Annotated in this window: 10 protein-coding genes; 2 read left to right on the top strand and 8 right to left on the bottom strand. The window is 59.0% G+C overall.

Annotated elements, in window-relative coordinates; all coding sequences use genetic code 11:
• Positions 1-2: 2 nt before the first annotated feature.
• The 5 genes from H2O17_RS03665 to pgi all read right to left on the bottom strand — a co-directional run bounded on the left by H2O17_RS03665 (position 3) and on the right by pgi (position 7548).
• Entirely contained in the window at positions 3-1610 is a 1608-nt protein-coding gene (locus H2O17_RS03665) for an acyl-CoA carboxylase subunit beta (RefSeq protein WP_182050393.1), read from the bottom strand.
• Entirely contained in the window at positions 1611-3449 is a 1839-nt protein-coding gene (locus tag H2O17_RS03660; RefSeq protein WP_182050392.1) for an acetyl/propionyl/methylcrotonyl-CoA carboxylase subunit alpha, read from the bottom strand.
• Positions 3446-4309 carry a biotin--[acetyl-CoA-carboxylase] ligase gene (locus H2O17_RS03655; protein WP_182050391.1) on the bottom strand — a complete coding sequence of 288 codons (864 nt, stop codon included), beginning with the start codon at positions 4307-4309 and terminating at the stop codon, positions 3446-3448. The genes H2O17_RS03660 and H2O17_RS03655 overlap by 4 nt, the downstream gene beginning before the upstream one ends.
• A gap of 400 nt (positions 4310-4709) precedes the next feature.
• Positions 4710-5702, bottom strand: a complete 993-nt coding sequence (locus tag H2O17_RS03650) for a malate dehydrogenase (protein ID WP_182050390.1) — start codon at positions 5700-5702, stop codon at positions 4710-4712.
• A gap of 190 nt (positions 5703-5892) precedes the next feature.
• Entirely contained in the window at positions 5893-7548 is a 1656-nt protein-coding gene (gene pgi / locus H2O17_RS03645) for a glucose-6-phosphate isomerase (protein WP_182050389.1), read from the bottom strand.
• 242 nt (positions 7549-7790) lie between these two features.
• Between pgi and H2O17_RS03640 the strand changes: the two genes are divergently transcribed.
• Positions 7791-10043, top strand: a complete 2253-nt coding sequence (locus H2O17_RS03640; RefSeq protein ID WP_182050388.1) for a 6-phosphofructokinase — start codon at positions 7791-7793, stop codon at positions 10041-10043.
• 147 nt (positions 10044-10190) lie between these two features.
• On the opposite strand, the gene H2O17_RS03635 is transcribed toward H2O17_RS03640, so the two are convergent.
• The 3 genes from H2O17_RS03635 to H2O17_RS03625 all read right to left on the bottom strand — a co-directional run bounded on the left by H2O17_RS03635 (position 10191) and on the right by H2O17_RS03625 (position 13253).
• Positions 10191-11408 carry an NADP-dependent isocitrate dehydrogenase gene (locus H2O17_RS03635; RefSeq protein WP_182050387.1) on the bottom strand — a complete coding sequence of 406 codons (1218 nt, stop codon included), beginning with the start codon at positions 11406-11408 and terminating at the stop codon, positions 10191-10193.
• Positions 11409-11566: 158 nt separating this feature from the next.
• Positions 11567-12880, bottom strand: a complete 1314-nt coding sequence (locus H2O17_RS03630; RefSeq protein WP_182050386.1) for a hemolysin family protein — start codon at positions 12878-12880, stop codon at positions 11567-11569.
• Positions 12881-12980: 100 nt separating this feature from the next.
• On the bottom strand, positions 12981-13253 hold the full coding sequence (locus H2O17_RS03625) for a DUF3017 domain-containing protein (protein ID WP_182050385.1): 273 nt from the start codon (positions 13251-13253) through the stop codon (positions 12981-12983).
• A gap of 69 nt (positions 13254-13322) precedes the next feature.
• On the opposite strand from H2O17_RS03625, the gene H2O17_RS03620 reads away from it, so the two are divergent.
• Positions 13323-14438: an FAD-dependent oxidoreductase gene (locus tag H2O17_RS03620; protein WP_182050384.1), complete on the top strand. Its 1116-nt coding sequence runs from the start codon at positions 13323-13325 to the stop codon at positions 14436-14438.

The raw sequence follows: 14438 nt of genomic DNA, 5'->3' as shown, positions 1-14438 counted from the left end.
GATCACATCGGCATGTTTCCGTGGCGACGCGGGCCCGGATGCGAGCGATCCTTTGTTCTGAGAATGCGAAGAGAAGAAACGATGGTCTGGCGTGTTGTTTCCGGAGAGATGATGGCATCGAGTTCGCCGCGTGCAACGGAGAGATACGGATTGACGTTTTGACGGGTGTACGCCTCGGTCAGTTTCCGCTTAACCTCATCGACGTCACGCCCTTCGGCCTTGGCGGCCGCCAGTTCTTTCCGCCCGGTGATAGCTATCGCACCGTCAGCCCCTAGCACCGCGATCTGGGCGCCTGGCCAGGCGAAATTCATGTCTCCGCCAATCGACTTGGAGCCCATAACAATGTATGCACCGCCGTAAGCCTTGCGAAGGACCACTGTGATGAGAGGGACGGTGGCGTTGGCGTAGGCCCAGATCAGTTTGGCGCCGCGCCTAATGATTCCGGCCTGTTCTTGCTCGGTACCCGGACGATATCCCGGCACGTCCACCAGAGTTACAACGGGCACGTTGAACGCGTCGCAGAACTGGACAAACCGTCCGGACTTCTCAGATGCGTCGACGTCGAGTGTGCCCGCTTCGTATTTGGGCTGGTTCGCAACAATGCCCACGGTCTCACCATTCATGCAAGCGAAGCCCACAACAATCGACTGCGCAAACATCTCTTGGACCTGAACGAACTCGCCGTAGTCCACAATGCGCCGGATGACTTCGACCATGTCATATGGCTGCTTTGACGATTCGGGGACTAGATCAGAAAGCTCAGCCGCATTGATGAGATCCTGCGGGCCTTCCTCGTAATCCCATGTGCGGCTCGGACCATCGCAATTGGCCGGCAGATACGTGAGGAGTGTTCGGGTGTAATCGATGGCATCGGACTCGTCTTCAGCCAGGTAGTGTGCCACTCCTGACTGGAAGTTGTGAATCTGCGCTCCACCCAGATCCTCAAAGGAAACTTCTTCGCCGGTTGTGGCTCGCACCACGTCTGGGCCCGTGACAAACATGTGCGAATGTTCGCGGGTCATGACGATGAAGTCGGTGAGGGCCGGGCAATACACGGCACCGCCAGCGCATGGCCCCAAGATCACGGAGATCTGTGGAATCACACCCGATGCTTCGCATGTCTTGCGGAAGATACGCCCGTACTGTCCAAGAGCCACCACTCCCTCTTGAATCCGAGCGCCACCTGAGTCAAGCATCGCGACGATCGGAATGCGCAGTTCCAGCGCCTTGTCCATGATGGAGATGATCTTGTCGCCTTCTGCTTCTCCAAGCGTTCCGCCGGAGATTGAGAAGTCTTGAGCGTAGACGGCAATCGGGTTTCCATCCACCATTCCGATTCCTGTGACGACGGCGGCACCGAGGTATCCCTCGAGCATACTTCCGCCCACAAACTGGCCGATCTCTGTGAATGATCCGGAGTCTAAGAGAAGGTTGATCCGTTCCCGCGCGGTGTTCTTGCCTTTGGGATGCTGGCGCTGAACTGCACGCTCCTCAGCGGTGGCAGCAAGCTCCTCCTGGTAGCTTGCGAAAGTGGAGCGGTCGATGACGCGCGAGGTGGTATCGATGGTCTGCGACTCGTCGGGCAGACCTCGAAGGGACCTGATGGACATTTAGTTCTCCTTCTCCGCTGCGGCGGGGGCTGAGACTCGAGCAGTTGTGTCGAGGACTCGGACCAGTGGCTGGTAGGCGGCCACGTTCTGACCGGCCGTGACGACCAGTTCGGAGACGACGCCGTCGTAGGGTGCGTGCACGTAGCTCTCCATCTTCATGGACTCGAGAACAACGAGCAGATCTCCGCGATTGACGCTTTGCCCGTCCTCCACGCATACGCGGACCACGATCGCTTGGATCTGGGAGTTCACCATGCCGTGAGGATCCACGAGCTCGCCCGTACTTGATTCTGTGCGCGGCCGTATTCCTCCGCGCAGCGGCTGCTGCGCGCGCGGGCGCGAATGCTGCCCTCCGCCACCGAACAGCGAACGCGGCACAGCAAGTTCGACCCGTTTCTTGTCGATTTCGACGACGAACGTTGTCAGTTCCTCTGGGCACCCAGCGCTCAGAAGGCTTCCGTTTGCCCCATGCAACGATGCTGCTTGGGCAGACTCGCCTGCTTCTGCCTCTGTGGAGGCAATTCCCGGCAGGATCGAATCCTCAAACCACCTGGTTGAAGGTGCGTGCCCAGCAAACTCGGCCATGGAGATGACGTCGGAATACATGGCAGCAGGCGTTGCCACTCCGTCGAGTGCGAGTTCAGCCAAGGCACGCCGGGAGCGAGCGATGGCGAGATCGCGATTAGGCGCGGTCACGATGATCTTGGCAAGCATGGGATCGAAACCCGCAGTGACAGTGTCTCCCTCGCTGATGCCTGATTCGATGCGCACGCCGTGGCCCAATGGCCACCGCAGGCGTGTGATGGTTCCGGTAGAAGGGATCAAACCGTTGGTGGGATCCTCACACGTGAGCCGGAACTCGAAGGAGTGGGCACGCGGCGCAGGCACATCGGTTAGAACACCGCCACCAGCGATGACGATCTGTTCGCGAACAAGGTCCATGCCGGTGATCTCTTCTGAGACGGTGTGTTCCACCTGAAGCCGGGGGTTCACCTCAAGGAAGTTGACGCGTCCATCTGGCTCCACCAAGAATTCGCACGTGCCCAAGCCCTCGTAGCCCACTTCGTCGAAGAGGCGGCGCGACCACGCCACAAGCGTTTCTTCCGAATCCGCTGGAAGCTCAGGGGCGGGAGCTTCTTCAATGAGCTTCTGGTTGCGGCGCTGCACAGAGCAGTCGCGAGTTGAGATGATAGCGAAGTTGCCATGGGAGTCGCGCGCACATTGGGTTTCTATGTGCCTGGCGGTCTGGATGAATCGCTCCACAAAGTACCCGCCGAGGTCGTCGCCGTGCGCGGCAAAGAATAGGTCGAGGTCAGCGGCGCTCTCAATGATTGTGATGCCACGCCCGCCACCTCCGTCAGCCTTCTTGGTGACGATCGGAAAGCCATAGGTGGCGATGAACTCTTCGATGGTCTCGCGATCCCTCACCGGATCGGAAATACCCGGAACTGGCTGAACGTCCACGGATTCGGCAAGCCTGCGTGCTTGGATCTTGTCACCCAGACGTGTCAAGACTGTGGAGTTCGGCCCGATCCACACGAGGCCGGCAGCTGCGACGGCCTCCGCAAACTCTGGAATCTCAGATAGGAATCCGTAGCCGGGATGCACCGCATCGGCGCCACAGCGCTGCGCAACCGATATCAGCTTCTCAATGTTCATGTACGTCTCTGCGTAGCTTTGACCGCCGAGCGCATAGGCTTCGCTAGCTTGCTCCACGAACTGGGAGTCGCGGTCAGAATCGGAGTACACGGCAACAGTCTCGATTCCCATTTCGGCTGCTGTTCGAATAACGCGAAGTGCAATCTCGGATCGGTTGCAGACGAGGATTTTTGTGATCATGCGTTCTCCATTGGATTGGTTGCAGGACTGTTGCTTGGGGTGATGGGCGGCTGCATTCCCATGAGTGCCACTTCGCCTGAACTCACCACTACCGGGCCTGACTCGGTTTCAACCTTGAGGGAGCCGTCAGGCAGGATCGCTACTCCGCGCCCGAATACGGGGGTGTCACGAGGCCGCCCCACCGTGATTCCGGGCCGAAGCGTTGAGCAGATGGTGTTGATCTCTGCCAGCGCTTCAGTGGGCTCGCCTCCAGAGCGTTCGAACGCCTCGAGGCGTGCCTTGAGTTCGCGCAGCCACAGTGATGCGATCTGGTCGCGGCTGGGGGTGGTGAGCCCTGCACTGACAAGCGATGCCGCCTGCGGTGTAGGAAGCTCTGTAGCTTCAAGGGAGATGTTGAGACCGAAACCTAGGATTATTCCGACGAGGTCTCCACGTCTTCCGCAGTACTCGCCAAGAATTCCGGCCAGCTTTCGGTAGCTGTGTTCGTCCGCTCCCAGATCGACGACGACGTCGTTGGGCCACGACAAGGAGATGTTACGTGCGCCGGTGGCCTGAATGATGGCCGCATGCGCGGCGATTGCGCCAATAAGCGTGACCCATCCAAGGTTGGGTCCAACGGCCGCCGGTACCTCCACCACGACAGAGGCGAGTAGGGACTTCTCAGGAAGCGAGAACCACGACCGGCCTACGCGGCCTCGCCCTGCGCTCTGGGTGTCAGCGATAAGGATGGTGTACTCGGGAACCGCGTTGTCGCGCCACAGTGAAGCAAGATCATCTTGGGTGGAGCCGGTGAGCGCCGTGTGAAGGACCATCGCAGACTCACTGAGTGTGAGTGGGAAGGCTGTGGACCGCTGTATCAAGATATGTCCCCCTCATGAGTGGTTCGATGATCCCCGCGATGACGTGGCACGCGACGGGCATCGTTCTATAAGTTACGGTTCCGTAGGTTACCTTACGGTAGCGTAACTTATTGCGAATCGTCACTGCCTGATCGCGCGTGTCGTCCGCCACGGCCACGCATTCAGCGTTCTCCCACCGAAACCATCTAGTTCAGAGAAACCGCTGCACATCCCGCCACCCGCGCGTGGCAAGCAGCGGCTTCTCTAGCCCAACCACCCCGCGCGGATTGCCACTAAACGTGAGACTTGCCATAGCCACATCATGCTGGTGACAGAGCACAGCGGGCCCGAGATCGAAATCTCGGGCCCGCTGTGCAGAGCCGTTCGGATGCCGCAGGGCACCCGAACACGTGGGAGTGAGTTACTTAATCAGACCGAGCGCGCGAACCGCTTCGAGCTCCTCCTGAGCAGCAGCGATGTTGTGGTCAATCCCAGCACGGGTGCGCTCAGAGATCTCCAGTCCATCCACAACCTTCCACTCGCCGCCTTCGGCGGTTGCTGGCATACCGAAGATAAGGCCTTCGGGGACACCATAGTGCGAGCCATCCTGGTACACACCCGGAGTCACCCAATCACCCTCAGCTACACCATTGACCCAGTTGTTCACGTGATCGATGGCCGCAGAAGCTGCGGAAGCAGCCGAAGAAGCGCCGCGCGCCTCGATGATCGCTGCACCGCGCTTGGCAACTGTTGGGATGAAGAAGTCCTCAAGCCACGCTGAGTCAACAAGGTCAGTTGCGGGCTTTCCACCCACCGTTGCATAGGAGACATCCGGGTATTGATCGGCGGAGTGGTTGCCCCACACCACCATCTTCTTGATCTCCGAAACCGGCACGCCGGTCTTGGCCGAAAGCTGGGAGATGGCGCGGTTGTGATCCAGACGCATCATGGCGGTGAACCGCTCATGCGGAACATCCGGTGCTGAGTGCATGGCGATGACGGCATTCGTGTTTGCCGGATTGCCCACGACGAGCACCTTGACGTCATCAGCCGCATTGTCGTTAATAGCCTTGCCTTGCGGGCCGAAAATACCTCCGTTGGCCTCCAAAAGATCGGCGCGCTCCATGCCCTTCGTACGCGGGCGAGCGCCAACGAGGAGTGCAACGTTGGTGCCGTCAAATGCCTTCGAAAGATCGTCGTAGACGTTTACGGAGTCCAACAGCGGGAACGCGGAGTCCTTAAGCTCCATTGCAGTTCCTTCGGCCGCCTTAACTGCTTGGGGAATCTCCAACAGGTTCAGGCGAACCGGAACATCCGGGCCTAGCAGTGCACCCGAAGCGATGCGGAAAAGAAGTGCGTAGCCAATATTTCCGGCAGCGCCGGTGACAGTTACGGTAACAGGCGTACGAGCCATGCGGATTTACTCCTTTGATTCTGGGTTTAGATCAACCTCTTGGGCGACGTCGCCCACGCAAGTCAGCTTAGTGCCTCGCGCCACATCCTCCGGTGTACAAAAGGCCCATCTATCGTGAAAAGGCGGTGGCTGGGATGCCACCGCCTTTTCAACCGGAGCGAGCCACCGGCTCACACCTAGATCTTGCGTTTCACTTCCGGTTCTTCCGGTAATACCCGATGAGGCTCGCCGTGGAAGGATCTTGAGCCGCGAGCGCCTCTGAATCGCCACCAATTGCCGGGCCGAGTTCGCGTGCCATCTGCTTGCCGAGCTCCACGCCCCACTGGTCAAATGAGTTGATTCCCCACACCACACCCTCGACGAAGGTGATGTGTTCGTAGAGCGCGATGAGCTGGCCAAGCACTGAAGGCGTCAGGTTCGGGGCCATGATCGAGGCTGTGGGCTTATTGCCCGGGAACACGCGGGCAGAAACGATCGCTTCTGGAGTACCCTCGGCACGCACTTCTTCAGCCGTCTTGCCAAATGCAAGAGCTTTGGTCTGTGCGAAGAAATTGCCAAGGAAGAGCTCATGCTGATCGGATTCGCCGTCGTTCAAAGCAAAGGTTGGGTTGGCAAAAGCGATGAAATCAGCCGGAATAAGCTGCGTACCCTGATGGATCAGCTGGTAGAAGGCATGTTGGCCGTTGGTGCCGGGTTCACCCCAGAACACCTCACCTGTATCACTCGTGACTTCTGTACCATCCCAGCGCACCCGCTTACCGTTGGATTCCATCGTCAACTGCTGCAGGTAGGCCGGGAACCGATGCAGGTACTGAGAGTATGGCAAAACGGCATGAGTGGCCGCGCCAAAGAAGTTGCGGTATAGCACGTTGAGTAAGCCCATGATGAGCGGAACGTTGTGATCAGCGGGGGCTTCCACAAAGTGCTTGTCCATCACGTTGAATCCGGCGAGGAACTCCTCAAAGCCCTCTGGCCCGATCGCAATTGCGAGCGAGGTGCCTACGGCCGAGCCCACCGAATAGCGTCCACCAACCCAGTTCCAGAACCCGAAGGCGTTATCTGGGTCGATCCCGAACTCGGCAACCTTCTCCACATTGGTGGAGACGGCGATGAAGTGCTTGGCTACCGCGCCGTCAACCGAAATCCCGCGTTCTTCAAGCGCCGAAAACAGCCACGAACGGCAAGCCTTCGCGTTCGTGAGAGTCTCAAGAGTGGTGAAGGTCTTGGAGGCCACGATGAAGAGGGAGGTTTCCGGATCTACTCCGCGCAGGGTTTCCCCCACATCGGTGGGATCAATGTTTGAGATGAAACGGCACTCTATGCCTTCCGAAACGTATGGCTTGAGCGCTTCGTAGGCCATGACAGGCCCCAGATCGGACCCACCAATTCCGATGTTGACGATGGTGGTCAGAGGCTTGCCCGTTACACCCGTCCACTCCCCTGAACGAATCTTCCGTGCAAAGGCGTAGATGCGTTCAAGAACTTCATGCACATCAGCCACGACGTCTTGGCCATCTACCGTGAGCACATCAGACTTCGGGCGGCGCAGAGCCGTGTGTAGCACTGCCCGATCTTCGGATACATTGATGTGCTCACCAGTGAACATCGCGGCGCCGCGTTCGCCCACCTTGACTTCTGCCGCAAGCGCGAGGAGTGCATCAAGGAAATCCTCGGTGAGATAGCTCTTGGATAGGTCAATGAAGAGGTCACCTGCGGTGTAGGAGAACTTCTCAGCTCTACCCGGATCGTTGTCGAAAGCAGCGCGGAAGTCAGGGGTGAAATCGGCAGAAAGAGTTTCTAGCTTCCGCCAAGAGGCAGTCCGGGTGGCATCGACTGGAGCGGTCATTTTCAATCCTTAGCTCGTGGTGCCCGTTATTGGGCCCGACCAATCTAGGCTATACCGACTCTCTGCAAGTCCTCCATTACATTTCGTTGCAGAATTCGTGGCGGCACATTGTCGTGACAGTCATAGTGACTCGTTCGCGCATTGTTAGGTCCTGACCTGAGACAATGTGAGGGGCCTTCACTGCCCGACCAGTAGTAAACGCCGGGCACAATGAAGAGACCACGCCCATTCTGGAGGAAGCCATGAAAGCAGAGCCGACCAAGATCGCAGTCCTCACCTCGGGTGGAGATGCGCAGGGTATGAACGCCGTGGTCAGAGCAGTAGTTCGCACCGCGATCCACGAAGGTGCCGTGCCGTACGCAGTTTTCGAGGGATGGCGCGGAGCAGTCGAAGGCGGGAACCTCATCAAGAAGATGGGATGGTCCGAAGTATCCGGCACACTCAGCGCGGGCGGGACTGTGATTGGAACTGCGCGATGCCCCGAGTTCCGGGAGCGAGAGGGATTGCGCTCCGCAGTTCGAAACTTCGTTGAACGTGGGATCGACCGCATCGTTGCCATCGGCGGTGACGGCACCCTGACAGGCGCCGACGAACTGCGCCGGTTGTGGCCCGAACTTCTGGACGAACTTGTGGAGCTGGGCGAAATCTCCTCCGCTACCGCGCAAGCCCACCCGAAACTGCACCTAGCGGGCGTCGTCGGCTCTATCGACAACGACCTCGTGGGATCTGACATGACTGTGGGTGCCGATTCGGCCCTCCACCGCATTATCGATGCCATTGACGCCATCTCCTCCACAGCGGCATCGCATCAGCGCACGTTCATCGTTGAGGTCATGGGCCGGCGATGCGGTTATCTGGCGCTCATGAGCGCCATTGCCGGTGGTTGCGACTACGTGTTCATCCCAGAGCTGCCACCGGCCGATGGCTGGGAGGAAGATATCTGCCACAAGTTGCGGGCCGCCCGCGCTGCCGGACGCCGCGATTCGATCATTGTGGTTGCCGAAGGCGCAGAAGACCGCAATGGCGAACCCATTACCGCAGCGCAGGTCCGCGATCTCCTTGCAGAGCGCCTTGGTGAGGACGTACGCATCACCTCTCTTGGCCACGTCCAGCGTGGCGGTACTCCCTCCGCGTATGACCGATGGATGTCTACTCTTCTGGGGTACTCGGCCGCACTTGAGGTGATTCGCGCCGATGCGGACACCGAACCGTCCATCATCGCCACCCAGCACAATGAGATCAAGACGATTGCCCTCATGGATGCCGTGCAGAACACTCGGGCAGTGCGCACCTACGTGGCAGATGGCGCTTATGACAAGGCGGTCAACTCCCGCGGTTCAAGCTACAGCGAGATGATTGAGCTCTTCGAGACCCTTTCCTCCCCCATGCTGCATGAGCAAGATGTGGACCCAAAGCTTGGCCGTAGTCCGCGCGTTGCCCTGCTCCATGCGGGCGGCTTGGCACCCGGCATGAACGCAGCTGCTCGCGCTGTTGTTCTGCTCGGTTTGGACCGTGGTTTCACGATGCTTGGGGTCGACGGCGGATTCCCCGGCCTGTTGGATGGCAACGTTCGTGAGTTGACGTGGGCTGATGTGGACGGTTGGTCCGGCGCAGGTGGCGCAAACCTCGGCACCCGCCGCACCATTTCCGATGTGGATCAGTTCTACGCACTTGGGCGTTCGATCGAAACCAACAACATCGATGCCATCGTGATGATCGGCGGATTCACCGGATACCAAGCGCTGTGGCAGATGGAGACAGAGAAGGATCGCTACCCGGGTTTCCGTATCCCACTCATCTGCATTCCTGCCTCCATTGACAACAACCTTCCCGGTGCGGATCTATCGATCGGCGCTGATACAGCACTTAACACCAATACAGAAGCCCTAGACCGGATTAAGCAGTCCGCCTCGGCCTCCCGCCGATGCTTCGTGGCCGAGGCCATGGGCCGCAAATGCGGATACTTGGCACTCATGAGCGGTATTTCGAGCGGAGCAGAGCAGGTGTACCTCTCTGAAACAGGGATCTCGCTTGCGGGCCTGACTGTTGATACCGATCGGATGGTCAAGAGCTTTGAGGGTGGGCGAAACCTCTACCTAGTGGTGCGCAACGAGGACGCCTCCGAGTACTACACGTCTGAGATGCTCACCCAAATGTTCCAAGCTGAAGGCCACGGGATGTTCGACGTTCGAACAGCCCGGCTTGGCCATATGCAGCAGGGCGGCAACCCCTCGCCGTTTGACCGCACCCTCGCCGTTCAGCTTTCAGCCATTGCGGTGGAAGAACTCGAACGTCAGCTTGTCTCGGGCCACCCAGCTGGCGTGTACGTTGGCATTGAGCGCGGCAAGGAATCTGTGCGCCCACTGGCCCATCTGACAGAGCAGATCAATATGGAGACCCGACTCCCCTATGAGTCATGGTGGCTGGGCCTGACTGACGTTCTCTACACAGTGGCCGATCCGGGCTTCTCCAAGCAGATTGAGCCTCTGAGCTAGGCACGCATATGAGGGGCGCCTCCCAGGTGGGAGGCGCCCCTCAAATCGTGACCATATATAGGGCACCAGCGTGAGCCGTCAACTAGGGTACTGGTGGCCCAGACCTTTCAGCCTTCAGCTGCCTGATGCATCCTGCTTCTGCCCGCTCTATGCGAGCCGCTTCTGCAGGTTGGTATCCAACGCATCCATGAATTCCTCAGTGGTCAGCCACTCTTGGTCTTTGCCGACCAGCAGCGCGAGGTCCTTTGTCATCTGGCCGCTTTCGACCGTCTTGATTATGACGTCCTCAAGCGCCTCGGCGAATCCTATGACCTCGGGCGTGTTATCCAACTTGCCGCGGTGCTTGAGGCCTCCCGTCCAGGCATAGATGGAAGCAATCGGGTTGGTTGACGTGGGTTTGCCAGCCTGGTGCTGACGGTAGTGCCGGGTCACTGTTCCGTGTGCGGCCTCAGCTTCAACTGTTTGGCCATCGGGGGTCATGAGCACAGAGGTCATGAGTCCGAGCGATCCAAAGCCTTGTGCCACGGTATCGGACTGGACGTCGCCGTCGTAGTTCTTGCAGGCCCACAGGTAGCCACCTTCCCACTTGAGAGCCGAGGCCACCATGTCGTCGATCAGGCGGTGTTCGTAGGTCAGGCCTTCTGCTGCAAAGCGCTCCTTGTACTCGGCTTCGAAGACTTCAGCGAAGATGTCCTTGAAAGCACCGTCGTAGGCCTTGAGGATGGTGTTCTTCGTGGAGAGGTACACCGGGTAGTGGCGTTGGAGACCGTAGTTGAATGACGCGCGCGCGAAATCGCGAATCGATTCGTTGAAGTTGTACATGCCCATCGTGACGCCGCCGCCGTCAGGCATCTTGCACACTTCCATTTCCACGGGCGCCGAGCCGTCCTCTGGAGTGAACGTGAGCGTGACAGTGCCAGCGCCGGGTGCTTTGAAATCGGTGGCCTTGTACTGGTCGCCGTGCGCGTGACGCCCGATGACGATGGGCTTGGTCCACCCTGGAACGAGCCGTGGGACATTAGAGATGATGATGGGCTCGCGGAACACCACGCCACCGAGAATGTTGCGGATAGTTCCGTTCGGGCTGCGCCACATCTTCTTCAACCCGAACTCCGCGACTCGCGCTTCGTCAGGAGTGATCGTGGCGCACTTGACGCCCACGTGGTGTTCCTTGATGGCGTTGGCCGCATCGATGGTCACCTGGTCGTTGGTTGCGTCGCGGTTTTCGACCGAAAGATCGTAGTACCGCAGGTCAACATCGAGGTAGGGATGAATGAGCCGATCTCTGATGTCCTGCCAGATGATGCGGGTCATTTCGTCGCCGTCAAGTTCGACGACCGGGCCAGAGACCTTGATCTTCGCCATGTATGCTCCTTTGGATGGGCCTGATTGTGTCCACCACGAAGATTACTCGACGTCAAGATATTTTGCGCGGATTATCGCCATTCTGGACAGTTATATTTGAGATTTCGGTGTATTTCTCCCGACGACGCCGCTCCGACACGCTAGCGTGACACGCCGGATTACTCGCCACCCATGATGTCCTCAAGGCCCGCAACAGTGGCATCGGGCCTGCGCCGGGCCGTGATGCGATCGATCCGGCGCCCATCCAAGCTTGTGACCGAAAGCGTGTATTCGGCCCACTCGATCTGGTCGCCCACCTCTGGCATGCGCCCCAGCTCTGCCACCACGAAACCTGCGAGGGTGTCATAGGGGCCGTCGGGCAGTTCGCGGCCCAAGGCCTTCAGCACTTCGGCCCGGTTAGCGAGTCCATCGACTACTTCAGCTTCGCCGCGGTGCATCACCACTGGGCGCTCGTGATCGTACTCATCTCGGATCTCACCGATGAACTCCTCCACCACGTCTTCCAGGGTAATGATGCCGTCGGTGCCACCGTATTCATCCACCACTACAGCGAGGTGTTCGTGCTTGGCTCGCATTTCTGTAAGTGCTTCAAGCACCAGTTTGCCCGTGGGAAAGTACATGACTTCTCGGACCAGATCGCCCACCACTCTCACCTCAGGCGCGGGATTGATGAGATCTCGGATATGAATGAAACCAAGGACGTCGTCGTCGGAATCACCTTGGCGCACAGGGTATCGGGAGTGATCCAACGTGGAAACCTCAGTCTGTGCTTGATGAATTGGCATGTCGGATGAAAAGAACTCAACCTCAGTTCGCGGAGTCATGATCTCTTGAACAGTGCGGTCGCCCACGGAAAGCATGTCCACTACCATCTCGCGTTCGTCGTCGCGAATGGTCTCCTGACTGGCCACGAAAGCCCGCAGTTCCGCTGCCCCCATGGCGGCGCGTTGTTCCTTGGGATTGCGACCAATCAGGCGTAGCACCACATTGGTGGAGGCTCCGAGGAACCAGATCACGGGGCGCAACAGGGCTGTGATAACGGCAAGCGGGCGCACAACTGCCAACGCGATAGATCGGGCGGACTGCATGGCAATACGTTTCGGGATGAGCTCACCAAACACAATCGACAAGTAGGCGATAAAGCATGTGACAAGGATGAATGCCAAAGTCGACGCCGCAGAGCTAGACAAGCCCCACGAAACGAGTACGGGTGCGACCATCGGAGCGATCTCCGACGCACCAAAGGACGCCGAAAAGAAGCCCGCCACCGTTACACCCACCTGAACGGCCGAAAGAAACCTGTTGGAATCGGCTGTCAGGCGCTTAACTGCCACGCCCCGCGCGCTCTCCTTAGCCATCTCATTGATCTGGGTCTGCCGGAGCGAAACCAGTGCCATTTCGGAAGCGGAGAATATTCCGCCCACAAAGATGAAGATCAGGACAAAGAGAAAGTTACGTAAGAGAGGGTCCACGTGCTTATTGTCCGTGGCAGCGGCCCGCATCTCAACACGAGATCACGACGACTGCCACACATGGGCTCTATATGGCAGCGCCCCTAGCGCTATTGAGCCGTCAGCTGAGCATCGGCATGCTGGCCCACGGTGCAAGTAGTACAAGCAGCAGGCCGCTACCTAACAAGAACAATGCATCCAAGAGCCGACCTCGCACGCACGGCATCACGCCCTGTGGCGCCGCAGCACGCACAGCACCAGCAATCAACATCGAGATAGCTACCCACATGACGGCGGCGTGGGCATCTTTGAGAATCGAAAGGAAGCACACGGCAACCACCCAGATGACCGTCCCGGTCAGGATTACGGGATGCACAGCTCGCTTTGGTTCCACGAAGCAAACCATACCGCGGTTAGCTGAGTGTTCTCGACGAACCATCCGGCCCATCCTTACGATTGCCTCATGGAACGAATTGGGATTGTGGGTAGGGGCCTTGCCGGGCTACGCGTGGCCTCAGAACTGCGTGCAGGCGGATACGAAAACCAGATCATCACGTGGGATTCCGATCCGTATCCACCATACGATCGCCCAGCCCTCTCAAAGAAGATGTTCGGAGAATACAACCATCCGCTCAGCGCAGATGGACTTGGTGACTTCACCGAACTGGGCGCTGATTCCGTTCCGCACCCCGCCACGCGAGCGTGGAGCGAGGAAGGAAAGTGGTTTGTTCTCTCCCAAAATGGAGTCAGTGAACCGTTAGACGTACTGGTCATTGCTACCGGCAGTGCCCCCCGCGCTGTGATTCCTGGCGCTCGCGTACTCTACGACGTCGACGACGCCGAGGCTCTGCGCGCAGCCATCAAGCCCGGTGCCAGAATCCATATTGTTGGGGCGGGTTGGATCGGAACCGAGATCGCCTCTGTGGCGGCCCATCAAGGGGCCGAAGTCGAGATGTGGGAAGCGACTCCTTCGGTTCTCTCGCGCACCTTCTCTGGCGCCGTCGATGACCTCTGGTTGTCATGGATGCGGGAGGCGGGAGTCAAGGTGAACCTCGACTCCCCCTATTCGGGTGACCGCGCAGGCAGAGACCTGCTTATCCAAGCGACCGGTGTGCAAGCAGATGTGGCATTCCTCGACGGCGGCGCTCGTTCGCCTCACGGCTCACTCGTCGCCAATCTGAGCGGTGAAGTCCTCGAAGCTGAGTCACCCACATCTGCTGTGGTCCCGGGCCTTTACGCCACGGGTGATTGCTGCGATATCCTCCTCCCGAACGGGCAATGGCGGTGGGGTGGCCACTGGACTCAGGCCCTTGCCGATGCACAGCGCACAGTCAGCGCAATCCTTGAGCTCCCTAGGGCCTCACAGTTGGATGCCCCTGAGGTCTTCTCCACCCAGTTCGGCCATGAGATTGGCCTAGTGGGCGAGGTCCCTGCTGGCACCTCGCCCACTGTCGAACAAACTGGAGAATCCACCATCTACCGCTGGATGGATCATTCCGGGAATCTCGTGGCATTGCTCGGCATCGATGCGCCGCGAGAGGTCTCGCGTGCGCGAAAGGCCCTGCGGCACAAGCTCTAA

It is taken from the genome of Changpingibacter yushuensis (genome assembly GCF_014041995.1).
Classification (GTDB): Bacteria; Actinomycetota; Actinomycetes; order Actinomycetales; family Actinomycetaceae; genus Changpingibacter; species Changpingibacter yushuensis.
The sequence above is the reverse complement of the archived record's forward strand: the minus strand, read 5'-3'. Positions and strand labels throughout refer to the sequence as shown.

What these genes read in the sequence shown, in the direction of transcription:
- H2O17_RS03665 (WP_182050393.1), bottom strand. Translation starts at nt 1,610, where the DNA reads ATGTCCATCAGGTCCCTTCGAGGTCTGCCCGACGAGTCGCAGACCATC.
- H2O17_RS03660 (WP_182050392.1), bottom strand. Translation starts at nt 3,449, where the DNA reads ATGATCACAAAAATCCTCGTCTGCAACCGATCCGAGATTGCACTTCGC.
- H2O17_RS03650 (WP_182050390.1), bottom strand. Translation starts at nt 5,702, where the DNA reads ATGGCTCGTACGCCTGTTACCGTAACTGTCACCGGCGCTGCCGGAAAT.
- pgi (WP_182050389.1), bottom strand. Translation starts at nt 7,548, where the DNA reads ATGACCGCTCCAGTCGATGCCACCCGGACTGCCTCTTGGCGGAAGCTA.
- H2O17_RS03640 (WP_182050388.1), top strand. Translation starts at nt 7,791, where the DNA reads ATGAAAGCAGAGCCGACCAAGATCGCAGTCCTCACCTCGGGTGGAGAT.
- H2O17_RS03635 (WP_182050387.1), bottom strand. Translation starts at nt 11,408, where the DNA reads ATGGCGAAGATCAAGGTCTCTGGCCCGGTCGTCGAACTTGACGGCGAC.
- H2O17_RS03620 (WP_182050384.1), top strand. Translation starts at nt 13,323, where the DNA reads ATGGAACGAATTGGGATTGTGGGTAGGGGCCTTGCCGGGCTACGCGTG.